The following is a 24,097-nucleotide window of genomic DNA, read 5'->3' on the forward strand; positions in this document are numbered from 1 at the left end:
CCATGGCGACGGCGATCAACGTAGCGCGACGACCCGCATCGGGGCCGATCACGCCCCTGCAACGCGCGGCGCGATTGCATACTCGTCGTCGCTACGTCATCGCCAACGCCTGTTTCGTGGTGTTTCTAGGGCTCGTGCTGGTCGGCACGTCGGCATTCCAGGAATGGGCGTTTCGCGGTGCGATCGGCCAGGGCGATGCGGTAAACCAGGCGCTGCACGTCGTCATATTCCTGATGCTCCTGGTCGGCAGCGGCATGCCGAGCAAGCGGCAGCTGTTCTGCGTCCCCGTCGGGCTCGCGGTGTTGCTGGCCTATTGCTTCCTCTCGATAAGCTGGGCGATCGCACCGTTCATCTCGTTCCGGCGCATCACGCTGACAGCACTCGTGGTCTGGGTCACGTTCCGGCAAATCAACGATCTCGGTCCCGAGCGCGCGTTGAAACTCGTCCGCTACGCCTTGATCGCAGTGCTGGTCGTCAACTACCTGATGGTGTTCCTGACGCCCTACGGCATTCATTCCGAAGTGTTCGGCGAGGAATCGTCGGTGGTCGGTGACTGGCGCGGCATCATTCCGCACAAGAACGTCGCAGGGGCGGCGTGCGCGTTCACCGTGCTGTTCTTCGTGTTCGACAACCGGCAGTTCCCCCGGATCGTCTCGGCCCTGGTCGTCGCCGCCGCCGGCATATTCCTGTATTACACGCATTCGAGCACGTCAGAGATATCGCTCGTCCTTGCGCTGGCGATGGGCTTCGCGATCCGGCCCTATGACGCCAGCCACCGTTTTGCGTTCGGGATATGCCTGGCGATGGTCGTCGGACTGGCCTTGCAGATCCTGTTCGTGAATCTCACGGCGTTGAGCAACTTCGTCAACGATCCCGGCGCGTTGACGGGGCGCGGCGCGATCTGGCCGCTGCTGTTCGAATATGCCGGCGAGCATCTCTGGACCGGCGCGGGCTTCAGTTCGTTCTGGCAGATCGGCGCGGACAGTCCGATCTGGACGCTCACCAGCGGATGGGTCGCGGTCTATGCCGCGCATGGCCATAACGGCTTCCTCGACCTGCTCGTCACGATCGGCCTGCCGGGGATGCTGTTGGCGATCGTCGTGATGATCGTCTGGCCGTTGCTGCGGTTGCTGCTCAGCCAGTCGATCGACAAGCCGCGGCGGTCGCTTCTGCTGGCGGTCATCATCTTCTGCGCAGGGCATAATCTGGCCGAATCCACGTTGCTGAACGCGGCGTCGCTAGTCGAGGTGTTCCTGCTCATCGCGGTCGCGATCACCTATCGCGAATCCGATGCGAGTCCCGGCGCGCATCATGCGTTGCGCGGGCGGATGGCCCGGCTGGTGCGGAGGCCGGCCCGGTTGTCGCGCCGCTGATGGCTCGCGCGATCGGCTCGGCGCGATGGTGGAAGTTGGTGGACGAGCTGTTTCCCGCCGGGGATAGCGCCAGACGACCGCCGAGCAGTCGCTTGCCGCTACGCCTCCTGATCTTCGTCGCGTGGCTCGCGCTCGTGGCGTTCCTGGTCGCGCATCACGTGATGTGGCGCGACGAGGTGCGCGCGCTCAGCCTCGCGACGCAGGGGACATCGATCCTAGAGATGCCGGCGGCGGCGCGCGGTTACGGGCATCCGCTGCTCTGGCACGTACTGCTGCGGTTCGGGACCGATCTGCTGGGGACGAACCTCGTCCTGCCGGGCCTCGCGCTGGCGATCGGCATCGTGGCCGCGGCGATCCTCGTGTTCGTCGCCCGCCTGTCCCTGCCGGTGATGATGCTGACCTCGTTCGGCGGGTTCGCGACGTTCGACTATGTCGTGATGGCGCGGAACTACGGGATCGCGATGCTGCTGCTGTTGCTGCTCGCGTGGACCTATCCGCAGGTCCGGGCGCGGGGCCGGTATTACTGGCTCATTCAGGGCGGCCTGTTGTTCCTGTTGTGCAACGCCAACGTCCATTCGGTCGTGCTCGCCGGAGCGTTCGGAATTTTCTGGCTCGGTGATCTGGGCGCGCGGGAGGGGTGGGGCTGGAGCCGGGCGAAGCGGCAATGGCTCACCGCGATGATCGTCGCCGCAGCAGGGGCGTTGCTCGCGTTCGCGTCGGTCTATCCCTCGGTTGAGGACGCCCCCGCCGCCGTGCACCGGAGCCTCGGCCAGACGCTGCTCCATCTCATACCCGGCGTCGAGTTCCAGCGGATCTTCGGCAATTTCAACGCGAGCCTGCCGGTCACGATCCTCGCGGCATCGCTCGTCACCGGCAGCGTCGCCGCCTTCGCGCGCCGCCCCGCCGCGCTTGTCGCGGCGATCGCGGCGCTGGGTGGACTGCAACTGCTGTTCGTGTTCGTCTACCCGGGTCATTACCGCCACGATGCGTTGCTGATCGTGTTCTTCGTCGTGCTGCACTGGCTGGCGGCGAAGGGGTTTGGCGGCTGGCGTGACACGGTATTCGCCCGTCGCGCAGAGCGGATCGGCCGCATCGCCTTCCTCGCCTTGCTCGCCGCACAGCTTCCCGCGACCGCGCGCGCCGTCGTCCAGGCGGCGAAGGCGCAACCACAGGGCGAGGCGAAGGCGCTCGTCGATCTGCTCGCGACCAACGGCCTGTCCCGGTCGGTCGTGATCGCCGACCCGGACTTCCTGATCGAGAGTATCGCTTATTACGGCGCCAACCCGACCTGGTCCGTACGCCGCGACCGGTTCACGGCGCTGGTACCGATGACGCTCGCCGAGACCGCACCGATGTCACCGGGGCGCCTACTCGCAACCGCGCGGCGCCTCGCCACGGCCACGCACAGGCCGGTCGTGATCCTGCTCTCCGCCTCGCTCGACGATGTAAGGCAGCGCGCAGTGATCGATCGCGGCACGTTCGGGCCGCTGATCCTCGATCCGGACGACATCGCCAAGTTTCGCGCGGCGACTACGAAGATTGCGACGCTCCGGACTGCGTCTGGCGATGAAGTATACGACGTGTATCGACTTGCACCGTAGCGTCGGTAATTATGGTCGCGGGGTTGCCATCGCTTGGCAGGTCGGCGCATAGCATCATCAATACAGGTCAGATATTTGCGGTCTTGTGAATCCGTATGGGGAGGCGAGCCGCTGTTTGCACGCGATCATCACAGGACTGGGGCGCATGCCGTCGATGCGTCCGCTGGTAACGGCGCTGGTAACGGCGCTGGCGCTGGTGACGGCGCTGGCGGTGGCAACGACGACCGCGTGCGGACCGTGACGATCGGCGGGATGAAGATCGCCCGGCTGCGGCGCGGCGAACTCGCGGCATTGATGCTTGCGGACACGGTGCGTGCGCGCGCCGGAACCCTGGCGGAGCCGCGCATCGTCACCTCGGCCAATGGCAGCGTGATCGCCGCCTATAACCGCGACGCGGCGTATCGACGCGTGATCGACGGCGCGGACATCGTCGATGCCGACGGCATGCCGCTCGTATTCGCCAGCCGGCTGTTGTGTCGCGAACCGCTCGAGGAGCGCATTGCCACCACCGATTTTCTGCTCGATGCGGCCACCATCGCCGCGCGCGACGACATCCGCTTCTTCTTCCTCGGTTCGCGCCCGGGCGTCGCGGCCCGCGCCGCGCAACATCTCCGCAGCCGCTTTCCCGGCCTCAAGGTCGTCGGCACGCGCCACGGGTTCTTCTCGCCCGACGCGATCCCGGACATCTGCGCGAAGGTCCGCGCGTCCGGCGCCGACGTGTTGTGGATCGGCATGGGCAGTCCCGCGCAGGAACGGTTCGCGCTCGACAACCGGCACCTGCTCGGCGGGGTCGCGTGGATCCGGACCTGTGGCGGGCTGTTCGATCATTATGGCGGCGGCGTATCGCGCGCGCCGAGCTGGATGCAGGCGACCGGGCTGGAGTGGCTCTACCGTGCCGCACGCGAACCGGTGCGGCTTGGCTGGCGCTATCTCGTGACAGGCCGTGGTGAAGGGGGTCGGGCACGTCGCAATCCTGTCAGAGAAGATCCGGATCGGCAACCGACCGGAGGTGCTACGCAAGCGACGCATTCGATACCCGCGCGGCGCCGGGACGGATCGTTCAGATTTGTACAGTCGCGGACGATAGCGCGCGGGCTGCGGCGTCCCGCTCGCGATCGGTCAGCGCCAATGCCGTCGTCGTGCCGGTCTTTGCGGACAGGAACGCCGCCTCGACGACGGCTATGACCGCCAGCGCTTCGATCGGCGCGACCGGGTTTTTCGCGGCTCCCCGAACCGCCGCCGCGATTCCACGGTAATAAAGACGCTGGTCGCCGGGTATAGCGCGCTGTTCGCGTTGCCCGTTGGCGACGTGGATCACGAGCGGATCGGGATCCTCGCCCCAGTTCGCGTCGCCCGGCCGCATTCCGCTTAGAAGTTGCGCCTCCTGTCGATCGGCAAATCGCTTCGTCATGCTGCCAGCGGTGCCGTGCACGGTGAAGCGGTCGACGCCGCCCGCCACCAGCATGCTCGCCTGGAGGATCACGCGGCGCTCGCCATAGGACAGGACGACATGTGCCCAATCGTCGGTCATCGCACCCGGGCGCTGTGTCGCGATCGATGCCTGGACCGTGTCCGGCAGGCCAAACAACAGCAACGCCTGATCGACTAGATGTGGACCGAGATCATACCAGACACCGCTGCCCGGCCCCGATCGCTCGCGCCAGCGATCGCGGACGTCCGGCCGGAACCGATCGAAATGCGACTCGAAATGCGTGACGTCGCCGACCATACCGTCGTCGATCGCGGTGCGCACGGTGATAAAATCGCTGTCCCAGCGGCGGTTGTGGAAGACGGACAGCAGCACGCCCCGATCTTTCGCCAGTGCTACAAGCCCGCGTCCCTCATCGAGATCGAGCGTGAACGGCTTGTCGATCACGACATGCTTCCCCGCCGCGATCGCTGCTCGCGCGAGTGGCGCATGCGTCTCGTTCGGCGTGGCGATCACGACGAGGTCTATGTCCTCGGCCGCGATCAGCGCGTGCGGATCGGCGTGGACCGCCATCCCCGGAAAGTCCGCCTGCACCTTCCCGGCATCGCTGGACGACACCGCGCGAAGTTCGAGCCCCGCGACCGACGCTATCAACGGGGCATGGAAGGTCTTGCCCGAGAACCCGTATCCGATCAGCCCGACGCGTATGGGGCCGGCTTGCTCGTCCGTCATGCTCACCCCTCAGTCCATGCCCGCGCGGATCGCCGCCGCCGCCAGGAACGGCGCGCCCGCGACGAGCACGAGGCTGACCGCGGCGAGCAGCTTGACCGCGCCCGCGCCGCCGGCCGGATCGAGCGATCCCGCACCGAAGATCAGCAACGGGACCGCGAGCGGCAGCATCACGAGGCCCGTCACTGCCCCGCCGCCGCGCACCCCCGCGACCAGTGCGCTGGTGGCAACCGCGAGCGCGGCAAGGCCAGGCGTGCCGATCAGCAGGCCGATCTCGACGCGGAGCAGCGTGTCGGTCGACAGGTTGAGCAGGCCGGCGGCGATCACCGAGGCGAGCATCAGCGGGGGGCCGAAGCTCAGCCAGTGAGCGATCGTCTTCGCCAGTGCGACCAGCGCGAGCGACATTCTGCGGACGACGAACTGGTCGAACACGCCTGCCTCCAGATCGGGACCGACGAGGCGTTCGACCGGCAACAGGGCCGCTAGCAATGCCGCGGTCCAGATCACCCCGCCGCCGATCCGCGCGAGCAACGCCGCGTCGGGGCCGATCGCGAACGGGAACAGCGTCGCCACCAGCAGGAAGAACGCGACCACCAATGTCGCGCCACCGCTCGACACGCTGCGGCGCAGATCGCGGCGGATCAGCGCGATCACAACGCGATTTCCTGCGCGTGGGGGATCGCTAGCGACAGGTGCGTGGCGACCAGCGCGATGCCGCCAGTGGCGCGGTGCTCGGCGATCAGCGTTTCCAGTCGAGCGATCGACACCGTGTCGAGCCCGTTGGCGGGTTCGTCGAGCAGCCAGACAGGCGCCCCGCTGGCGGCAACGCGTGCGATCGACGCGCGGCGGCGTTGCCCGGTCGACAGCAGGCGGACCGGAATGTCCGCGAGCACATCCAGATCGAGGGCGGACAGCGCTTGCGCGATCCGGGTATCAGGGGCTGGCGCATTGTCCAACGTGGCCCAGAAACGAAGCGCAGCGGTCAGCGTGCGGTCTGAGTCGAGCGCGCTCGCCTCGGTCAGCAGCGCCTTGTCCGCGTCACACGCCACGTTGCCCTCGAACGGCGCGAGCAGGCCGGCGGCGATGCGGATCAGGCTCGATTTTCCGACGCCATTGGGGCCGGTGACGATCGCCGCATCGCCCCGCCCGAGGTCGAACGAGACGCCCGAGAATAGCAATCTTCCGCCTCGTACGCACGCCACGTCGCGAAACGCGAGACTCACGTCGCGCTATCCTCCAGCGCGCGCATGTCGTCGTCGCTCAGGCCGAAATGATGGCCGATCTCGTGGATCGTCACATGCGCGACGAGGTCGTCTAGGCGCACCCCGGTCTCGATCCATTCTTCCAGGATCGCGCGGCGGTACAACACGATGCGGTCGGGCATCGTCCCTGAGTCCATCGACGATTTCTCGCCGAGCGGGCGGCCGTGATACAGTCCCGACAGGTCGAGCGGGTGTTCGAGGCCCAGCGCCGCCAGCGTCTCGTCGTCGGCAAACTCCTCGACCGCGAAGACGATGTCGCCGAGATGTTCGGCGAACTGCACCGGTAGCCTGGCGATCGTCGCCCGCGCGATCGCCTCGATCGTGTCGGCGTCGGGGGCCTCCCCGGATATTGTCGCTTGCCCGCTCATGCCGCCAGCCATACGCGTCGGCGAACTGTTGCGGCAAGGGAGAGCCCGATGATCGAAGCACTGAACGATACCGAGCGGGCCGAGGCGCTCGATGGGCTCGACGAATGGGATTACGACGATGCGCGCGACGCGATCACGCGGACGATCGTGTTCGCCGATTTCGTCGAGGCGTTCGGCTTCATGACGCAGGTCGCGTTGATCGCCGAGCGCGCGAACCACCACCCGGAGTGGAAGAACGTCTGGAACCGCGTCGAAATCCTGCTGACCACGCACGACGCAGGCGGCCTGTCACCGCGCGATATCGAAATGGCCGAAGCGATCGACGCGATCGTCGGCGACGCCTGAGGTAAAACGATCCTCCCCCGCCAGGGGGAGGTGGCACCGAAGGTGACGGAGGGGGAGGACACGGAACCTCGGTCATCCCGTACCGCCCCCTCCGTCTGGCAAGTGCCAGCCACCTCCCCCTGGCGGGGGAGGATTAAAGCGGGTTCAGCCCTTCCGCATATCCCGCCGCATCCGCTTGCGCAGCGCACCCGGCATCCACCGCGCGGCGAACGCCATCCGGTGCGCGGTCTTCCCCACGAAAGTGTGCACCTTGTCGCCGTGCACCGCCGCCCAAGCCGCCTCCGCGACCTTGTCCACGCCGGTCAGCTCCAGCCCCGCACCCGTCACCGTCTCGCGGATCGAGTGGTTCGTGTTTCCCGCGGCGGAGTCGAGCAGCGGCGTGTCGATGAAGCTCGGCACGATCGAGCGCACCTTGATCCCGTCCGCCGCCCATTCGCCATCGAGCGCCTCGGTGATCGCGCGCACCCCGAACTTGGTCGCGGAATAGGGCGCGAGCCCCGCCGAGCCATAGATCGCCGACGCCGACGCGGTGTTGAGCAGGCACGATCCCGGCGTCCGCTTCAGATACGCATGGCCGATCCGCGCCCCGTTCAGCGCGCCGACCAGGTTGATCGCGATCACCCGGTCGATTTCGGCGAAGTCGGTCTCCGCGAGTGGCCCGCCCGATCCGATCCCGGCATTGTTGAACAGCACGTCGAGCCGCCCGCCGGTGGTCGCGACGAACGCATCGAGCGACGCCACCCACGCATCGCGGTCGCGCACGTCCATCGGGTAGGTGCTGACCATCCCCGCGGGCAGCAATGCGGCGGTCTCGGCTAGCCCTGCGACGTTGACGTCGGCGAGCCCGACGCGCCAGCCTTTCCGCGCGAACAATATCGCGGTGGCGCGGCCAATCCCCGATCCGCCGCCGGTGATGAAAATGCCCTGCTGGCTCATACCCTCTCCATTTGATTTTCCGGTATGTTTCCCGCATCCTGCGCGCAGATGCCAGACAATTCCCCAGCGCTCGCTTTCGAACGCGTCACCAAGAGATACCCAGGCGCTGGGGGCACGACGATCGCCGTCGACGGCGTTTCGCTGGAGATCGCACGCGGCAGTTTCGTCGCGCTCGTCGGCACGTCCGGTTCGGGCAAGTCGACGCTGCTGAAGACGCTCAACCGCTTGGTCGAGCCGAGCGAAGGCCGCGTGACGATCGACGGTGCCGACGTCGCCGCCGAGCCCGCGCCCGAACTGCGCCGTCGGATCGGCTACGTCTTCCAGAATATCGGCCTGTTCTCGCACATGACGATCGCCGAGAACATCGCCATCGGCCTGCGCATCGCTGGCCGCACGGACGAGGCGAAGGTCGGCGAACTGCTCGACCTCGTCGACCTGCCCCGCGACATTGCGGGCCGCATGCCCGACGCACTCTCGGGCGGCCAGCGCCAGCGCGTCGGCATCGCCCGCGCGCTCGCACCCGGCGCGAAACTGCTGTTGCTCGACGAGGCGTTCGGCGCGCTCGACCCGGTCACGCGCGATGCGCTCGGCACGCGGATCCGCGAACTCCACGACCGGCTCGGGCTGACCACGATCCTCGTCACGCACGACATGGCGGAGGCGCTGCTGCTTGCCGACCGCGTGCTGGTGATGAAGGCGGGACGGATCGTCGCCGACGCCACGCCCGCCGATCTCGTCGCCGGCAAGGGTGGCGACGACGCGCAGGCATTGGTGCAGGTGCCGCGCGCACAGGCCGAACGCTTGCAGGCGCTAGTCTCATGAGGGGGGGCGCATGAGCGCTTTCCTCGACGCGCTCGGCCGCGTGCCGCCGCTGCTCGCCAACCACGTCCTGCTCTCCGCGGCGGCGCTGCTGCTCGGCATCGCGATCAGCCTGCCGCTCGGCATCTGGTCCGCGCGCAACGCGACTGTGGCGCGCGTGTCGCTCGGTTTCGCGAGTCTCGTCCAGACCATCCCGAGCCTCGCGCTGCTCGCCTTGTTCTATCCGCTGCTGCTCAGCCTCTCCGCGCTGGTCGGCGGCGGCATCCCCGCGCTCGGCTTCCTCCCGTCGCTGATCGCGCTGACGCTGTACGCGCTGCTGCCGATCCTGCGAAATGCGGTGGCGGGGTTGCACGGCATCGATCCCGCGGTGATCCAGGCGGCGGACGCGGTCGGCATGACGCCCGCGCAGAAACTGCGGCTGGTCGAGGCACCTCTGGTTGCGCCCGTGCTGATCGCCGGCATTCGCACCGCGGCGGTCTGGACGATCGGCGCGGCGACGCTGTCGACGACGGTCGGCCAGCCGAGCCTCGGCGACATGATCTTCGCGGGGTTGCAGACGCAGAACTGGGCGTTGGTGCTCGCCGGTTGCGTCTCGGCGGCCGCGCTTGCGCTGGCAGTGGACGCGCTGATCGGAGCGATCGAATACGGCATCCGCGCGCGCCGCCGCTGGCTTTGGATCGCGAGCGCGGTGGTGCTGGTCTTGGGCACCGCGGCGGCGACCGCCCCGCTCTGGCCCAAAAGTGGCGCAGACCGCACGGTCGTCGTGGGCGCAAAGAACTTCGCCGAACAATATATCCTCGCGCGGCTGATCGGCGACCGGCTCGAACATGCCGGCTACACCGTCGAATATCGCGATGGCCTCGGCTCGGCGGTGGTCTTCGGCGCGCTCTCCGGCGGCGATATCGACGTCTATGTCGATTACGCCGGGACGATCTGGGCGAACGAGATGAAGCGCAACGACGTCCCCGAACGCCCGGCGATGGTCGCCGCGATCGCCGACTGGGCGAGGTGCGAGCATCATGTCGGCCTGGTCGGATCGCTCGGGTTCGAGAATGCCTACGCCTTCGCGATGAAGGGCGACGCGGCGAAGTCCAAAGGCATCGCCAGCCTCGACGATCTGGTGAAGGCCGCGCCGGGCATGACGCTAGGCAGCGATCTCGAATTCCTCGAACGTCCCGAATGGGCCGCGGTGAAGCGCGCCTATCCGCTCCGCTTCGCCAAGACGACGCCGTACAGCCCGACCTTCATGTACCGCGCACTGGAGAGCGGCAATGTCGACGTCATCTCCGCCTTCTCGTCCGATGGCCGGATCGCCGCGGACGGGCTTACCGTGCTCACCGACCCGCGGCGTGCGATCCCGGGCTACGACGCGATCCTGATGGTGGCGCCGAAGCGGGCAGGGGACGCCAAGTTCCTCGCCGCGCTGAAGCCGATGGTCGGCCGCATTCCGGTCGAGGCGATGCGCGCCGCGAACTACCGGGTCGACCGCGATGCCGACAAGGAAACGCCGGAGGCCGCGGCGAAATGGCTCGCCGCGAAGACCGGGCTTCAGGAATAGGCGCGGTAGAAGAACACGATCGTCGTCGTCGCGGTCACGAACAGCGTCCAGGCGCGGATCACGCCGTCGGGCAGCTTCCGTCCGAACCGCGCGCCGAAATACCCGCCGACCACGCCGCCCGCCATCATCGGCAGGCACAATGTCCACGCGACCATGCCCGTTGCCGCGAACACGATCGTCGCGGCGGCGTTCGCGGTCGCCAGCATCAGCGTGCGCGGCGCGGCGAGCTTGGCGGGCGAAGCACCGGACAATAACCCCCAGGCGGCGGTCAGCATCATCCCGACGCCACCCCCAAAATAGCCGCCATAGATCCCCAGCAACGTCTGCGCGGCGATCAGCGAGCGCGACCCGATCGCGACGCGTGCGTGCAGCCAGGTCGACGCGGGCTTGCCGAACGCGATCGCGAGCGTCGCCATCAGCAGAAGCCAAGGCACGATCACGTCGAACGCGGTCGCCGGGGTGAAGAATAACAGCAGGCTGCCGACCAGCCCGCCGACGAACGTGATCCCCGCCAGCGTCCGGATACCGACGCCGCCGACCGGCCCGAGATCCGCCCGATAGGCCCACGCGCTCGCCATCGCCGCCGGCTGGACCGCGACGTTGCTGGTCGCATTGGCGATCGGCGAGGGCAGGCCGAGCGCGATCAGCGACGGCATCGTCGCGAAGCTGCCACCGCCCGCCAGCGCGTTCATCGCGCCGCCCAGCATTCCCGCCCCCGCCGCCAATCCCAGCGAACCCAGATCAGACAAAGGCGGCATCAGCCTCGGCAGCGGCCTCGCGATCGATCTGTGCGCGGCTCTTCTTCTCCGACGCGGTCTTCAGCTGCCCGCACGCCGCATCGATGTCGCGCCCGCGCGGCGTCCGCACCGGTGCCGAGATGCCCGCGCCGAACACGATGCTCGAGAACGACTTGATCCGCTCGGGCGTCGAGCACTCGTATTGCGCACCCGGCCACGGATTGAACGGAATGAGGTTCACCTTCGCCGGCAGCTCGTACTTCCGCAGCAACCGCACGAGTTCGCGCGCGTCGTCGTCAGAGTCGTTCTTGTCCTTCAGCATCACATATTCGAACGTGATCCGTCGCGCGTTGTTCGTGCCCGGATAGTCCGCGCACGCCTGCAGCAATTCCTCGATGCCGTATTTGCGGTTGAGCGGCACGATCTCATCGCGCACTTCCTTGGTCACCGCGTGCAGCGACACCGCCAGGTTCACGCCGATCTCGGCCCCCGCGCGCGCCATCATCGGCACCACGCCCGACGTCGACAACGTGATCCGTCGGCGACTGAGCGCAAGGCCAGCGCCGTCCATCACCAGCTTCAACGCATCGCGGACATTCTCGAAATTATACAGCGGCTCGCCCATGCCCATCATCACGATGTTGGTAAGCATCCGCCCCTCGGGCTGGCTCGGCCATTCGCCGAGCGAGTCGCGCGCGAGCATGACCTGGCCGACGATCTCGGCGGGCGTCAGATTGCGTACCAGCCGCATCGTGCCGGTGTGGCAGAACGTGCAGTTCAGCGTGCAGCCGACCTGGCTCGACACGCACAACGTGCCGCGATCCGCGTCGGGGATGAACACCATCTCGTAATCCTGCGCATCGTCGGAGCGCAGCAGCCATTTCCGCGTACCGTCGGTCGACACCTGCGCCTCGACCACGTTGGGCCGACTGATCACGAAGCGCTGCTCCAGCCACGGGTGCATCGTCTTCGAGATATCGGTCATCGCCGAGAACTCGGTCGCGCCCCGATTGTAGATCCAGTGCCACAATTGCTTCGCGCGCAGCTTGGCCTGCTTCTCCTCAAGCTGCGACGTCTCCAGCGCCATCCGCAGATCGGCGAGCGACAGCCCGAGCAGGTCGATCCGCCCATCGCTACGCGGCACGAAGCTGCGGGGAACGGGCACGGGGTCGATGTGCCCGGGAATAGGCATGAGGTTCGCGGCGGTCTGCATGGGGCGGCCCTTAGCGGAATTTTCGTGATTTTTCTACTGGCTGCTGGACGAGGGCGGAATCGCTCAGCCGTCTCTCAGGAGACAGGCACCACCCCGGCGAAGGCCGGGGCCCAGTTGGGGGACGAAGATGGTGACGCTCAGCCCGTAGTTATGACCACCTCTCCAACTGGGCCCCGGCCTCCGCCGGGGTGGTACCATCGGATTGGGGTACGCTCCGCAAACCGTCACCCCCCGCTGCACGCCAACACAGCCGCATCGATCGCCGTCGCCGCGCCCGGCAGCGCATAGGCATCGACGAACGGCCGCCCCCCAACACCAACCGCCTCCACACTCATACTCCGCCCCGACCGCATCGCCGCGACGATCGCGCGATCGCTAGGCGCGTCACCAGCCCACGCATCCAACCCATTCGCCACCAGCGCAAATCGCCGCTCGCCGATGGTCAGCGTCACCCCCGCCGACCGATCCCGCTCGCGACTCAGCCGCACATACAAGGACGCGCGCAAACCCCGTTTCGGCCATGTCGCGACGCTGGCAAACCCCGAAGCACGCCCCCCCGCCATCACCGGCCGCGCAATCGCGTAACACCGCGCTGGCGTAGCGTCCCGGAACGCACCCCACCCATGGTAGACGCCGACCGTGTCACGCGCCGCTACCGGAGCAGCAATCGCAAACACCCCCACCGCCAAAACCAAACGCCAGAGAACCCCCCTCCCTGGAAGGGCGGGGCGGGGGGTGGGTAGGCCCGATCGAGCCCCAGCGGTTCGAACACAGGGAAACCGACCCACCCCCAACCCCTCCCTTCCAGGGAGGGGAGCAGAAGTGCTTGAACCCGATGAGAGACCTTCGACCCACGCGAATTTCACGCCGGAGCAAATCCCGTACCCAGATGCGGCACCGTAGCGCGTCCATTCTCGACGAGCGTAACCGACCCCTGCGGCAACCCCTTCGCAACCGGCGCACCGAGCACTGGATCGACCGCCGCCCCGGTCATCACGCCGAGCATCACCCGACTCGAAATCCCGTGCATGATCACCAACCGGTCGCCCGGATCCGCCGCCGTATCCGCCAGCCACCCGCCGACTCGTGCCGCGATCTCCGCATAGGTCTCGCCGTCCTGCGAAGGCTTCAGCGTCCCACCCGGCAGCATCACCGGCCCGACCTCGTCGATAACGTCCGCATAATAGCGGCCGCCCCACGACCCCATGTCGATCTCCACCAGCCGCGGATCGGTCCGCGCATCATGCCAGTCCAGTTCCAGATGCTCGCAGATCACCGCCAGCGTCTGTAACGCGCGGCCGGTCGGGGAGGACCACAGCGTCAGCGCCGGCTTCGCCCCCAGCTCTTCTCGCAACGCCCGCCCAAGCTCGTCCGCCTGCGCAAAGCCAGCGCGCGTCAACGGCGTATGCGCGGCATCCCCCTGCAGCCGGTGCGCCGCATTGAACACGGTTTCGCCGTGTCGCGCGACGAAATCGCGACCTTTCCGCGGGGCCAGAATATCGGTTGATCGGGCGTCGCTTTCACCCTGCCGTTGGCTTGGAATCATGGCCCGCGTTTCAACCCCCTGTGGCGCAAAAGCAACGGATTTCCGCGTTTATCTGGGGTTCATGCAACGCCTGCGCGGTTAGTCCATTGGAGCGGTCCGCCCCGCGTAATGGGGCGCCAGATCAGTAAGGAGTAACCCCAATGCGTACGCTCATCGCCGTCTCGCTGCTCGCCACCACCGCAGTAGCCGCCCCCGCCCTCGCGCAGACTAACCCGACCTTCACCGGCCCCCGCGTCGAGGCCACGCTCGGCTACGATCACACCGGCGCCGGCAGCAGCGTGTCCAATAATAACGGGCGCGACGACCAGAAGATCGACGGCCTGCTGTACGGCGGCGGCATCGGCTACGATATCGCGACCTCGGACAACATCGTGCTCGGTGCCGAAGCCGAACTGACGGGTTCGACCGCGAAGAGCGACCGCAACGATTACACCAGCGACTTCGGCTATGGCCGCGTCAAGCAGGGCCGCGACATCTATGTCGGCGCTCGTGCAGGCTATGTCGTCGCACCGACGACGATGCTGTACGTCAAGGGCGGCTACACCAACTCGAAGCTGAGCGTGCTCGCCGGCAGCACCAGCCAGACCACCGACACCAACTTCAAGCTCGGCGGCTGGCGCGTCGGTGCAGGCGCCGAGCACGCGATGGGCCCGAACAGCTATGCCAAGCTCGAATATCGGTATTCGAACTATGAGCGCGGCAACATCGACTATGCGACCGGCGGCACCAGCAGCCGCTTCGACGTCGATACCGACCGTCATCAGGTCGTGGCGAGCTACGGCTTCCGCTTCTGATCGCTTTAACGCGACGTTTACCGTGATCAAAGAAGGGTCGGGGCGCTTGCTCCGACCCTTTGTTGTTGGGTAAGCCATCTGCGGATTGCCCCCAGCCCCGAGTCCGGCTGCGGTGGCGGGGGGAATTACGATGAAGGCGACGATCGAACGCGCAACGCTCCTCAAGGGGCTGAGCCATGTCCAGTCCGTGGTGGAGCGGCGCAACACCATCCCCATCCTGTCGAACGTGCTGATCGAGGCGACTGCCGAGGGCACGCTCAAGCTGATGGCGACCGACCTTGATCTCCAGATCAACGAATCGATCGCAGCCGCCGTCGACCAGCCCGGCGCGACCACCGTGTCCGCGCACACGCTGTTCGACATCGCGCGCAAGCTCCCCGAGGGCTCGCAGGTCCAGCTCGCCGCGTCGGAAGGCCGGATGAGCATCGTCGCAGGCCGCGCACGCTTCTCGCTCGGCACGCTGCCGCGCGACGATTTCCCGGTGATCGCCGAGGGCGAACTGCCGACCCAGTTCGAACTGCCCGCCGAGACGCTCAAGCAGATCATCGACAAGACGCGCTTCGCGATCTCGACCGAAGAGACGCGCTATTATCTCAATGGCATCTTCCTCCACGTGGCGGATGGCGACAGCTCGAACCCGGTGCTGAAGGCCGCCGCCACCGACGGCCACCGTCTCGCGCGCGTCACGCTGCCGCGTCCCGAGGGCGCCGAATCGATGCCCGACGTGATCGTGCCGCGCAAATGCATCGGCGAACTTCGGAAACTGCTCGACGAGGTCGACGGTTCGGTCGGCGTCTCGCTGTCGCCGACCAAGATCCGCTTCGACCTCGGCCAGGCGATCCTGACCTCGAAGCTGATCGACGGCACCTTCCCCGACTACAGCCGCGTGATCCCGACCGGCAACGACAAGATCCTCAAGATCGATCCGAAAAGCTTCATGGAAGGCGTCGACCGAGTCTCCACGATCGCGACGGAGAAAACGCGGGCGGTGAAGATGGCGCTCGATCGTGACAAGATCACGTTGTCGGTCACATCGCCCGAGAACGGCACCGCCGCGGAGGAAGTCCCCGGCGATTACGTCGCGCTCCCTTTCGAGATCGGCTTCAACAGCCGCTATCTGATGGACATCCTCGCACAGATCGACGGCGACATGGTCGAGGTGCACTTGGCGGATGCCGCCGCCCCAACGCTGATCCGCGAGAACGACAAGTCGCCCGCGCTGTACGTGCTGATGCCGATGCGCGTTTAACGCTCAGCATGGGGCTTCTCTATCATCCGGAACCGGGTGAGATCGTCATGTGCCGCTATGAGGACGTGGTGATCTCACCCGAGATGCGGAAGGCCCGGCCCGTGATTATCGTCGGCCCACGGTTGCGACGACGCGGACGATTGGCGACGATCATACCGCTCAGCACGACGGCACCTCGGATGACCGAGAATTATCACTGCAGGATCGAGTTATCGGAGGCTCTTCCACCGCCGTTCGATAGCATCGCCATGTGGGCGAAGTGCGATATCATCACGACCGTGTCGCTGGACCGGCTGGATCGGTTCAAAGGCTCGAGAACATCTGGTGGGGCCGCGCGAAAGTGGCTGACGGGACGCGTATCTAGCGAACAGTTGCAGGATATTCGGACAGCCATGCTTTTCGGACTCGGACTTGATTCCTTGACAAACCGGGTTTGACAGCCCACCTGTTTCAGTGTTCCCGCTCTGCGAAAGTATCGGGCTTGGAGACTGTCTGGAAACAGGCAGCCGGCTTCACATATTGCGATACCAAGCATGTGAAGCCGCAGTCATCGAAAGGCCATCCTGCGGGATGGCCTTTTTTGTTTGAACCCACCGTCGAACCTGATACTAACAGTAATGTCAGTAAGGAGTCGACTCGATGGCGAAGCTTCCTCCGTTTCCCGGTACGACCGGTCGTCGCGATTGGCGTACGGCGTTCGATGCGATCAAGAAATTGCTCGCCAACGGCGACGACACGACGCAGGTGTTCCGGATCATGCGCGCGCTGAACGTCGGCAATGCGCCGATGAACTACGCGCGGCTGATCGCTTCCGAGCAGGGCGGGCGGATCGCCTATGACCGCGTCGAACTGGCGCAGCGTTTCTCCGACCCCGCGTTCGTCGCGAGCTTTGCGCCCGGCACGGTCGGGGCGGCGTATCGCAATTTCCTCGAGACGACGGGCTATTCCGCGGACGGGCTGGTCGAGGTCTCGCGGCTCGTGCCGTCCGAGGACGACCTGGCGCATCCCTATGCATGGTTCGGCCGGCGGGTGCGCGACACGCACGACATCTGGCACGTGCTGACCGGCTACAAGGCGGATGAAAGCATGGGCGAAGCGGCACTCGTCGCGTTCAGTTACGCGCAGGTTGGCGGGCTCGGCTGGGCGCTGATCGGCTCCGCGGCGGCATTGAAGAGCATGCGAGTCACCGGCAGCAAGCTGTTCGCGAAGGCGGTCTGGGAAGGCTATCGTAACGGTCGCAAGGCGAAGTGGGTATCGGGCGAAGATTATCTCGAACTGCTCCACGAACCGCTGGAGGCCGCGCGCGAACGGCTAGGGATCGTCACGCCCGTCGCGTATCTGCGAGCGCAGCGCGAACTCGGACCGGCGCTCGCATCGTATCTCAGCACGCAGAAGGCCGCGACCGCAGCAGCCGCGATCGCGCCGGAGCGGATCGCCGCCTGACGTGATGCTCGATAGCGGACTGGACGTGTCGCTAGCGCAGATGTGATCGGATCGGTCCCTTACCCGTTCGTGCTGAGCGAAGTCGAAGTACCGGCGCTTGAACCGCGCCTTCGACTTCGCTCAGGGCGGACGGAAAAGGGCGATGCAATCGGTTTCGAAACTGCTCTAAGGCCGAGGCAATGCTCTCGCGCCTCGTCCTTACCGATTTTCGCAATCATGCCGACCTGACGCTGGCGCCGGGACCAGGGTTCGTCGTGCTGACTGGTGAGAACGGCGCGGGCAAGACGAATATCCTGGAGGCGGTGTCGCTGCTAGCGCCCGGCCGTGGGCTGCGGAGAGCCGCACTCGGCGAGATGGCGCGACAAGGCGGGGCAGGCGGATTCGGCGTAGCGGCCACTCTGTTTCCAGAGCGCTCGCAGAAGAGCGCAACAGAATTCCCCTCCCGCTTGCGGGAGGGGTTAGGGGAGGGCGCGACGTACGTACTGGCGTCCGCTCCCGAGGAAAACGCGCCCCTCCCCCGACCCCTCCCGCAAGCGGGAGGGGAGTTAGAAGAGGACGAGATGCAGCCGGGCGAGGCGCCCGCAGTTGGCGAAGTCGACGTCGCAACCGGCACGCTCGCCTCTGCCCCGGAACGCCGCATCGTCCGCATCCAGGGCGCCACCACTACTGCCAACGCGCTCGCCGAATGGCTCACGATCCTGTGGCTCACCCCCGCGATGGACCGTCTCTTCGTCGCGCCAGCCGGCGAGCGCCGCGGCTTCCTCGACCGCCTCACGCTCGCGCTCGCCCCGAGCCATGCCCACCACGCCGCCCGCTATGACGCCGCGATGCGCGCGCGAAACCGCCTGCTTGCCGACGAAGGCCGCCCCGACGGCGACTGGCTCTCCGCACTCGAAGCGCAGATGGCCGAGCACGGCGCCGCGGTCGACGCGGCCCGACGCGAGACCGTTACCCTGCTCGGTACGAGGCTTGCGCATCAGGACGACGGCCCGTTCCCCCGCGCCGGCCTGACACTCGAAGGCTGGGCTGGCGACACCACGCGCCTGCAATCCGACCTTGCCCAGGGCCGCGCGCGCGACGCCGCTGCCGGGCGCACGCTCAGCGGCCCGCACCGAGTCGACCTCATCGTCACGCACCTCGACAAGGACCGCGCCGCGTCGCTCGCCTCGACCGGCGAGCAGAAGGCGCTCCTCCTTGGCATCGTCCTCGCCCACGCCGACCTCGTCGCCGAACGCACCGGCCAGCCCCCCGTCCTGCTCCTCGACGAGGTCGCCGCACACCTCGACCCATCCCGCCGCGCGGCGCTGTTCGCCCGCCTCGCAGGCCGCGGCCAGGTGTGGATGACCGGCACCGAAGACGCGCTGTTCGACGCGATCGGCGCACAGGCAACGCGGATCGCGGTCGGGCGTTAGGCTGAACGCGCGCTGTCGACCGACGTCACCGCGCGTTCAAGCGGGCGCGGGCAGAGCTCCGTCCATCGAAGATACGGAGAGAGAGCAATGACCCGGAAGTTTACGCGCACCGCCCTCGGCTTGATGCTGATCGCAGCAACCACCGCTCCGGCGTTCGCGCAGGCCCGCGACGGCGGCCGGTACGACATGAGCCGCGCCCCCTGGTCGCGCCCCGGCTATCGCCTCGAAGGCGCCGGCGTCCCGATCCTGTTCCCCGAACTGCGCAATACGCGGCGCGGCATCGCATTCGTGATGCCGAACTTCGACGCGAACGGCGACGGGCGGATCAGCCGCCGCGAAGCCGACGACGCCAACCGCGAATTCGCGCGGATCGCCGGCCCCCGCCGCGACCGGTTCGACTGGGATGCGTATGGCCGCGATCCGAGCGGCTATCGCGGTGACCGCGGCACGACGACGATCGTCGAGACCACCACGACCTGGGACCGCGGCGCGATGCGCAACTACGGCTTCCGCCAGACCCCGCGCGGCGCGACGCTGACGCTGCAGGAGGACGTGCTGTTCCGTACCGACAGCGACGTGTTGCGTCCCGGCGCGATCGAGAAGCTGCGGCCGCTCGCGCGCTACCTGCGCGGCAACCCCGGTGTCCGGGTTGCGATCGACGGCTTCACGGACTCGCGCGGGACGGACGCGCATAACCAGGACTTGTCCGAGCGTCGCGCAGCGAGCGTCCGCCAGGCGTTCGACGACATGGACGTCGTCCGCGCCCGTTTCAGCGTCGTCGGCCACGGCGAGCACGACCCGGTTGCGACGAACGCAACGCCGGCCGGCATGCGCCTCAACCGCCGCGTCGAAGTGACCCTGCTAGGCCAGCGCGCCGACCGGTTCTGACGCAACGGACTCCCTCGCCCCTCCGGGGAGAGGGAAGGGGCCCGCGGCCCTTGCGGTGGGAAGGGAGAGGGGAGTGAGGCTCGCGAGGCTGATCCCAACTCCCCCTCACCCTCCCGTCGCCTGCGGCTCCTCCCTCCCTCTCCCCGAGGGGAGTGGGACAAGCCCGACCCAAGCTGTACCACCCCGGCGAAGGCCGGGGCCCAGTTGGGGGGCCTCGCTAACGAAGCGCGGCACCTCGTTACTGCAACCTTTCCACCTGGGCCCCGGCCTCCGCCGGGGTGGTGGCTTCTCCGCGGGGGGATCGCCCGAACCGCTGTCCTACACGCGCGCAAGCTGTCACCATCCCCGCATGGCGATCCCAACCCCCTCGAAACCAGCCTGCCCGGCCCTCGAAGTGCACACGCGCCGCAAAACGCTCCCAGCGTCTGCACTTCGTGCACTTCCGGCGCGGCACGCCTCACTCCTACAGGCCATTTCGCTTCCGTTTCGGCCCCCGAATGCCTATATACTCGGCATGGCATCCAACCCCGAAACCAACAATCCCAACCTCCCGAACATGGGCGACTATGGCGCGGACTCGATCAAGGTCCTGAAGGGCCTCGACGCGGTCCGCAAACGCCCCGGCATGTACATCGGCGACACCGACGACGGTTCCGGCCTCCACCACATGGTGTTCGAGGTCAGCGACAACGCGATCGACGAGGCGCTCGCCGGGCATTGCGACCGGATCGATATCGTCCTCAACGCCGACGGTTCGGTCAGCGTCACCGACAACGGCCGTGGTATCCCGACCGGCATCCACACCGAGGAAGGCGTGTCCGCAGCCGAGGTCATCATGACCCAGCTCCACGCCGGCGGTAAGTTCGAGAACACCAACGACGAGAACGCGTACAAGGTCTCGGGCGGCCTGCACGGCGTCGGCGTCTCGGTCGTCAACGCGCTCAGCGAATGGCTCGACCTGACGATCTGGCGCAACGGCGAAGAGCATTACATGCGCTTCGCGTTCGGTGACGCGGTCGCGCCATTGAAGGTCGTCGGACCCGCTACGGAGGGTCAAAAAGGTACTCGCGTGACCTTCTTCCCGTCGCCGGCCACCTTCAAGATCACCGATTTTGACTTCGACAAGCTCGAACACCGGTATCGCGAACTCGCGTTCCTCAACTCGGGCGTCCGCCTGTTCCTCTCCGACGCGCGGCACGAGGAGATGAAGACCGTCGAGCTCTATTACGAGGGCGGGATCGCCGCGTTCGTGAAGTATCTCGACCGCGCGAAGGTGCCGTTGATGCCAGAGCCGGTCGCGATCAGCGGCACACGCGACGACGTCACGATGGACGTCGCGCTCCAGTGGAACGACTCGTATTACGAGAACGTCCTCGCCTTCACGAACAACATCCCGCAGCGCGACGGCGGCACGCACATGGCCGCGTTCCGCGCCGCGCTGACCCGCACGCTCAACAATTATGCCGAGAAATCGGGGATGTTGAAGAAGGAGAAGGTCCAGCTCACCGGCGAGGACATGCGCGAAGGCCTGACCGCGATCGTCTCGGTCAAGCTGCCCGATCCGAAGTTCAGCAGCCAGACCAAGGACAAGCTCGTCTCGTCCGAAGTCCGCCAGCCTTTGGAAAGCTTGATGGCCGACAAGATGGCCGAGTGGCTTGAGGAAAACCCGGCGCACGGGAAAGCGATCGTCGCGAAGATCATCGACGCCGCCGCCGCCCGCGAAGCCGCCAAGCGCGCCCGCGAACTGACGCGTCGGAAAGGCGTGATGGACATCGCCTCGCTGCCCGGCAAGCTCGCCGACTGCCAGGAGCGCGATCCCGCCAAGTCCGAGCTGTTCCTGGTCGAGGGTGACTCGGCAGGCGGCTCGGCAAAACAGGGCCGCGATCGCCATTTCCAGGCGATCCTGCCGTTGCGCGGCAAGATCCTCAACACCGAGCGCGCGCGCGAAGACCGGATGCTGTCGAGCCGCGAGATCGGCACGCTCATCACCGCGATGGGCACCGGCATCCGCGATGACTTCAATGCGGACAAGCTGCGCTACCACAAGATCGTCATCATGACCGACGCAGACGTCGACGGCGCGCACATCCGCACGCTGTTGCTGACGCTGTTCTACCGTCACATGCCCAAGATCATCGAGGGCGGGTACCTCTACATCGCCCAGCCGCCGCTCTACAAAGCGACCAAGGGCCGGTCGGAGGTGTACCTCAAGGACGACGCGGCGCTCGACGAGTATCTGGTCGATGCGGGCGTCAACACGATGGTGCTCGACGGTCCCGGCGGCGGTCGTTCGGGTCGCGACCTGAAGGATCTGGTCGATCACGCGCGCCGGATGCGGACGCTGATGCGCTACGTCCCCAAGCGCTACGACGCCGGGATGATCGAGGCACTCGCGCTCGGCGGCGTGTTCGATCCCGAGGCGTCGGTCGAAGACCGCACCTCGCGTCTGGAGATCGTTACCCGTCGTCTCGAACTCGACGACGGCGATGCCCGCTGGACCGCGGTGTTGACCGAAGACGGCGGCATCCACTTCCAGCGCGCATGGCGCGGGGTCACCGATCACCACATCATCGAGGCCAGCTTCCTGGTGTCGGCCGAGGCGCGCAAACTCCACGCGCTGTCGGGCGAGCACGCCGAGAGCTATGCGCGCACGTCGAATCTCGTCCCCGCCAGCAAGGCGTCGCAGGCCGAGGAGCCCGAGGCCGAAGAGGGTGCAGAGCCCGAGGCCGGCGTGATCGGCTCGGTCACGGCCGTCGCCGCACGCGGCTCGACGCAGGTCTCGCGGCCGAGCCACCTGCTCGACGCGATCCTGACCGCGGGGCGCAAGGGCCTCGCGATCCAGCGCTACAAGGGCCTTGGCGAGATGAATGCGGAGCAGCTCTGGGAAACCACGCTCGACCCGTCGGTCCGCTCGATGCTCCGTGTCACCGCGGTCAACGCCGAGAGCGCGAACGAGATCTTCACCCAGCTCATGGGCGAAGTCGTCGAACCCCGCCGCGAGTTCATCCAGGACAACGCGCTCAACGTCGCCAACCTCGACGTCTGAGTTTCGACCGTCAGCGCCGGTCCTGCCGTTCGCTGGCGGTGAAGCTGCGGAAGGTGATCGACCAGCGCGTCACCTCCATCTCGGCGATGCTGTGCTCCCAGTCGTGGCGCGCCTCGCCGCTGAGATGGTACACGGACCGCGGTGCCAGCGGTACGGCGGCCCGGTCGAAACCGCCCGCCTTGCGCCGCCGGAACCGCATCGTCGTCGGCACGCCGAGCGAAATGCCGACGACATGCTCGAACACCGGCCGGTCGCGGTGCCAGCCTATTCCGGCCCCCGGATCGTACCGGATCAGCAACGCCTGGACGAGCGCCTCCTCAGGCAGCTTGGCGAATGCAGCGGCGCGCGCGCGGATCGGTAGCAGCCAGTCGGGCAACGGATCGGTCGCACCGAACTGGCTGGTGTCGAAATCATAATGCCAACCGAACGACTTGGTCAGCCGCTTGCCCAGCCACCCCTGGAACTGGAACGGCGCCAGATCCTGTTCGTCGATCCGGGCGATCAGCATCGCCTCCTCGTCTTGGTCGAGCAGTGCGTCGCGGTACGCGAGCCCGGGGAGGCGCGGTGTTCCGAAGAGATCCAAAGTCGGGTTTCCCATCGACGGCATGTAGGCACGCAACCTGCCCATCCGAAGACCCCATGGTTGCCGACTCCACCGCTGCAATCTACCGCTAAGCACGCATCCCGGAGACTGAAATGACCGCCCATCTCAAGATCGACTTCGTCTCGGACATCGCCTGCCCGTGGTGCATCATCGGCCTGCGCGCGCTGGAGGAGGCTCTGGTCCGCGCCGAAGATGCGCTCAACGCGGAGATCGTCTTCCAGCCGTTCGAACTCAATCCGGCGATGCCCGCTGGCGGCCAGAATATCGGCGAGCATATCGCGGAGAAATACGGATCGACGCCGAGCAGTCGGCGGCCAATCGCGCAATGATCGTCGACCGCGCGCGCGACTTGGGATTCACGATGGTGATGACCGAAGCGAGCCGGATCTATAACACGTTCGACGCGCACCGCCTGTTGCACTGGGCGCAGATCGAGGGAGGGCAAGCGGCGCTCAAGCACGCGCTGTTCACGGCCAATTTTACCGACAATGCCGACCCCGGCGATCACGAAGTGCTGATCGATGCCGCGCAGAAGGCCGGGCTCGACCCGGTCGCCGCCGGGGATGTGCTGCGATCGGGCCGCTATGCCGACGAGGTCCGCGCGGCCGAGGCACTCTGGCGCGCGCGCGGGATCAACGCGGTGCCGGCGATCGTGATCAACGACCGGCATCTGATCTCTGGCGGCCAACCGGTCGAGGTCTTCGAACAGGCGCTACGCCAGATCGCCGCGGCCGGCTGACGAGAT

The 24,097-nt window shown here is 66.9% G+C and carries 22 protein-coding genes and 2 pseudogenes; 14 read left to right on the top strand and 10 right to left on the bottom strand.

The window, feature by feature from the left end; translation table 11 throughout:
• Nucleotides 1-2: 2 nt before the first annotated feature.
• The 3 genes and pseudogenes from AC1MH0_RS13215 to AC1MH0_RS13225 all read left to right on the top strand — a co-directional run.
• The gene (locus tag AC1MH0_RS13215; RefSeq protein WP_480963161.1) at nt 3-1,373 is read left to right on the top strand and encodes an O-antigen ligase family protein; all 1,371 of its coding nucleotides are present in this window, start codon (nt 3-5) and stop codon (nt 1,371-1,373) included.
• Nucleotides 1,373-2,974 carry a hypothetical protein gene (locus AC1MH0_RS13220; RefSeq protein WP_480963162.1) on the top strand — a complete coding sequence of 534 codons (1,602 nt, stop codon included), beginning with the start codon at nt 1,373-1,375 and terminating at the stop codon, nt 2,972-2,974. The genes AC1MH0_RS13215 and AC1MH0_RS13220 overlap by 1 nt, the downstream gene beginning before the upstream one ends.
• Before the next feature lie 294 nt (nt 2,975-3,268).
• Nucleotides 3,269-3,895, top strand: a pseudogene (locus AC1MH0_RS13225) (WecB/TagA/CpsF family glycosyltransferase); the annotation flags it as partial.
• Nucleotides 3,896-4,034: 139 nt separating this feature from the next.
• Here AC1MH0_RS13225 and AC1MH0_RS13230 read toward each other — a convergent pair.
• From AC1MH0_RS13230 to AC1MH0_RS13245, 4 genes are read right to left on the bottom strand one after another with little or no spacing between them, the layout of a single operon-like run.
• Complete coding sequence (locus AC1MH0_RS13230) at nt 4,035-5,135, bottom strand: oxidoreductase (protein WP_480963163.1); 1,101 nt, start codon at nt 5,133-5,135, stop codon at nt 4,035-4,037.
• 9 nt (nt 5,136-5,144) lie between these two features.
• A complete protein-coding gene (locus tag AC1MH0_RS13235) occupies nt 5,145-5,786 on the bottom strand; it encodes a heme exporter protein CcmB (protein ID WP_480963164.1) in 642 nt (213 codons plus the stop codon).
• Nucleotides 5,783-6,355, bottom strand: a complete 573-nt coding sequence (ccmA, locus tag AC1MH0_RS13240; protein ID WP_480963165.1) for a heme ABC exporter ATP-binding protein CcmA — start codon at nt 6,353-6,355, stop codon at nt 5,783-5,785. Before ccmA ends, AC1MH0_RS13235 begins: the two co-directional genes overlap by 4 nt.
• Nucleotides 6,352-6,762 (bottom strand): metallopeptidase family protein, encoded by a 411-nt coding sequence (locus AC1MH0_RS13245; RefSeq protein ID WP_480963166.1) that lies wholly within the window; start codon nt 6,760-6,762, stop codon nt 6,352-6,354. The genes ccmA and AC1MH0_RS13245 overlap by 4 nt, the downstream gene beginning before the upstream one ends.
• Before the next feature lie 48 nt (nt 6,763-6,810).
• Here AC1MH0_RS13245 and AC1MH0_RS13250 point away from each other — a divergent pair, with 48 nt between their 5' ends.
• A complete protein-coding gene (locus AC1MH0_RS13250; RefSeq protein WP_055881974.1) occupies nt 6,811-7,107 on the top strand; it encodes a 4a-hydroxytetrahydrobiopterin dehydratase in 297 nt (98 codons plus the stop codon).
• A gap of 144 nt (nt 7,108-7,251) precedes the next feature.
• On the opposite strand, the gene AC1MH0_RS13255 is transcribed toward AC1MH0_RS13250, so the two are convergent.
• Nucleotides 7,252-8,043 carry an SDR family oxidoreductase gene (locus AC1MH0_RS13255; protein ID WP_480963167.1) on the bottom strand — a complete coding sequence of 264 codons (792 nt, stop codon included), beginning with the start codon at nt 8,041-8,043 and terminating at the stop codon, nt 7,252-7,254.
• A gap of 48 nt (nt 8,044-8,091) precedes the next feature.
• Here AC1MH0_RS13255 and AC1MH0_RS13260 point away from each other — a divergent pair, with 48 nt between their 5' ends.
• The gene (locus AC1MH0_RS13260; RefSeq protein ID WP_480963168.1) at nt 8,092-8,865 is read left to right on the top strand and encodes an ATP-binding cassette domain-containing protein; all 774 of its coding nucleotides are present in this window, start codon (nt 8,092-8,094) and stop codon (nt 8,863-8,865) included.
• Nucleotides 8,866-8,875: 10 nt separating this feature from the next.
• Nucleotides 8,876-10,420 carry an ABC transporter permease/substrate-binding protein gene (locus AC1MH0_RS13265; RefSeq protein WP_480963169.1) on the top strand — a complete coding sequence of 515 codons (1,545 nt, stop codon included), beginning with the start codon at nt 8,876-8,878 and terminating at the stop codon, nt 10,418-10,420.
• Here AC1MH0_RS13265 and AC1MH0_RS13270 read toward each other — a convergent pair.
• From AC1MH0_RS13270 to AC1MH0_RS13285, 4 genes are all read right to left on the bottom strand, one after another.
• Nucleotides 10,411-11,169: a sulfite exporter TauE/SafE family protein gene (locus AC1MH0_RS13270; RefSeq protein ID WP_480963170.1), complete on the bottom strand. Its 759-nt coding sequence runs from the start codon at nt 11,167-11,169 to the stop codon at nt 10,411-10,413. The two genes, AC1MH0_RS13265 and AC1MH0_RS13270, sit on opposite strands and share 10 nt — an antisense overlap.
• Complete coding sequence (gene rlmN / locus AC1MH0_RS13275; protein ID WP_133029590.1) at nt 11,162-12,370, bottom strand: dual-specificity RNA methyltransferase RlmN; 1,209 nt, start codon at nt 12,368-12,370, stop codon at nt 11,162-11,164. Before rlmN ends, AC1MH0_RS13270 begins: the two co-directional genes overlap by 8 nt.
• Nucleotides 12,371-12,594: 224 nt before the next feature.
• Complete coding sequence (locus tag AC1MH0_RS13280; RefSeq protein WP_480963171.1) at nt 12,595-13,047, bottom strand: hypothetical protein; 453 nt, start codon at nt 13,045-13,047, stop codon at nt 12,595-12,597.
• Between the two features lie 185 nt (nt 13,048-13,232).
• Nucleotides 13,233-13,916, bottom strand: a complete 684-nt coding sequence (locus tag AC1MH0_RS13285; protein WP_480963172.1) for a histidine phosphatase family protein — start codon at nt 13,914-13,916, stop codon at nt 13,233-13,235.
• 140 nt (nt 13,917-14,056) lie between these two features.
• On the opposite strand from AC1MH0_RS13285, the gene AC1MH0_RS13290 reads away from it, so the two are divergent.
• The 7 genes from AC1MH0_RS13290 (at nt 14,057) to gyrB (ending at nt 22,748) form a co-directional block, all read left to right on the top strand.
• Entirely contained in the window at nt 14,057-14,710 is a 654-nt protein-coding gene (locus AC1MH0_RS13290) for an outer membrane protein (RefSeq protein WP_480963173.1), read from the top strand.
• A 130-nt stretch (nt 14,711-14,840) separates the two neighbouring features.
• Nucleotides 14,841-15,959: a DNA polymerase III subunit beta gene (gene dnaN / locus AC1MH0_RS13295; protein ID WP_056017955.1), complete on the top strand. Its 1,119-nt coding sequence runs from the start codon at nt 14,841-14,843 to the stop codon at nt 15,957-15,959.
• 8 nt (nt 15,960-15,967) lie between these two features.
• Nucleotides 15,968-16,396, top strand: coding sequence for a type II toxin-antitoxin system PemK/MazF family toxin (locus tag AC1MH0_RS13300; protein WP_480963174.1), 429 nt, complete (start codon nt 15,968-15,970; stop codon nt 16,394-16,396).
• Nucleotides 16,397-16,598: 202 nt separating this feature from the next.
• Complete coding sequence (locus tag AC1MH0_RS13305; RefSeq protein ID WP_480963175.1) at nt 16,599-17,402, top strand: Coq4 family protein; 804 nt, start codon at nt 16,599-16,601, stop codon at nt 17,400-17,402.
• A gap of 179 nt (nt 17,403-17,581) precedes the next feature.
• A complete protein-coding gene (locus AC1MH0_RS13310) occupies nt 17,582-18,814 on the top strand; it encodes a DNA replication/repair protein RecF (protein ID WP_480963176.1) in 1,233 nt (410 codons plus the stop codon).
• Nucleotides 18,815-18,901: 87 nt separating this feature from the next.
• Entirely contained in the window at nt 18,902-19,702 is an 801-nt protein-coding gene (locus AC1MH0_RS13315; RefSeq protein ID WP_480963177.1) for an OmpA family protein, read from the top strand.
• A 514-nt stretch (nt 19,703-20,216) separates the two neighbouring features.
• Nucleotides 20,217-22,748 (top strand): DNA topoisomerase (ATP-hydrolyzing) subunit B, encoded by a 2,532-nt coding sequence (gene gyrB / locus AC1MH0_RS13320; protein WP_480963178.1) that lies wholly within the window; start codon nt 20,217-20,219, stop codon nt 22,746-22,748.
• Nucleotides 22,749-22,758: 10 nt separating this feature from the next.
• Here the strand turns inward: gyrB and AC1MH0_RS13325 are convergent, their stop codons facing one another.
• Nucleotides 22,759-23,376, bottom strand: a complete 618-nt coding sequence (locus AC1MH0_RS13325; protein ID WP_480963179.1) for an alpha-ketoglutarate-dependent dioxygenase AlkB — start codon at nt 23,374-23,376, stop codon at nt 22,759-22,761.
• 68 nt (nt 23,377-23,444) lie between these two features.
• Here AC1MH0_RS13325 and AC1MH0_RS13330 point away from each other — a divergent pair.
• A pseudogene (locus AC1MH0_RS13330) lies at nt 23,445-24,091 on the top strand (DsbA family oxidoreductase).
• Nucleotides 24,092-24,097 lie beyond the last annotated feature (6 nt).

This window comes from Sphingomonas sp. AP28, assembly GCF_056680455.1.

Bases quoted from the DNA above. Each gene is read 5' to 3' on its own strand.
- dnaN (WP_056017955.1), top strand. From the start codon at position 14,841: ATGAAGGCGACGATCGAACGCGCAACGCTCCTCAAGGGGCTGAGCCAT.
- AC1MH0_RS13300 (WP_480963174.1), top strand. From the start codon at position 15,968: ATGGGGCTTCTCTATCATCCGGAACCGGGTGAGATCGTCATGTGCCGC.
- AC1MH0_RS13285 (WP_480963172.1), bottom strand. From the start codon at position 13,916: ATGATTCCAAGCCAACGGCAGGGTGAAAGCGACGCCCGATCAACCGAT.
- AC1MH0_RS13260 (WP_480963168.1), top strand. From the start codon at position 8,092: ATGCCAGACAATTCCCCAGCGCTCGCTTTCGAACGCGTCACCAAGAGA.
- AC1MH0_RS13255 (WP_480963167.1), bottom strand. From the start codon at position 8,043: ATGAGCCAGCAGGGCATTTTCATCACCGGCGGCGGATCGGGGATTGGC.
- AC1MH0_RS13325 (WP_480963179.1), bottom strand. From the start codon at position 23,376: ATGGGCAGGTTGCGTGCCTACATGCCGTCGATGGGAAACCCGACTTTG.
- AC1MH0_RS13215 (WP_480963161.1), top strand. From the start codon at position 3: ATGGCGACGGCGATCAACGTAGCGCGACGACCCGCATCGGGGCCGATC.
- AC1MH0_RS13315 (WP_480963177.1), top strand. From the start codon at position 18,902: ATGACCCGGAAGTTTACGCGCACCGCCCTCGGCTTGATGCTGATCGCA.
- AC1MH0_RS13310 (WP_480963176.1), top strand. From the start codon at position 17,582: ATGCTCTCGCGCCTCGTCCTTACCGATTTTCGCAATCATGCCGACCTG.
- AC1MH0_RS13220 (WP_480963162.1), top strand. From the start codon at position 1,373: ATGGCTCGCGCGATCGGCTCGGCGCGATGGTGGAAGTTGGTGGACGAG.
- AC1MH0_RS13250 (WP_055881974.1), top strand. From the start codon at position 6,811: ATGATCGAAGCACTGAACGATACCGAGCGGGCCGAGGCGCTCGATGGG.
- gyrB (WP_480963178.1), top strand. From the start codon at position 20,217: ATGGCATCCAACCCCGAAACCAACAATCCCAACCTCCCGAACATGGGC.
- rlmN (WP_133029590.1), bottom strand. From the start codon at position 12,370: ATGCAGACCGCCGCGAACCTCATGCCTATTCCCGGGCACATCGACCCC.
- AC1MH0_RS13290 (WP_480963173.1), top strand. From the start codon at position 14,057: ATGCGTACGCTCATCGCCGTCTCGCTGCTCGCCACCACCGCAGTAGCC.
- AC1MH0_RS13265 (WP_480963169.1), top strand. From the start codon at position 8,876: ATGAGCGCTTTCCTCGACGCGCTCGGCCGCGTGCCGCCGCTGCTCGCC.
- AC1MH0_RS13305 (WP_480963175.1), top strand. From the start codon at position 16,599: ATGGCGAAGCTTCCTCCGTTTCCCGGTACGACCGGTCGTCGCGATTGG.
- AC1MH0_RS13230 (WP_480963163.1), bottom strand. From the start codon at position 5,135: ATGACGGACGAGCAAGCCGGCCCCATACGCGTCGGGCTGATCGGATAC.
- AC1MH0_RS13245 (WP_480963166.1), bottom strand. From the start codon at position 6,762: ATGAGCGGGCAAGCGACAATATCCGGGGAGGCCCCCGACGCCGACACG.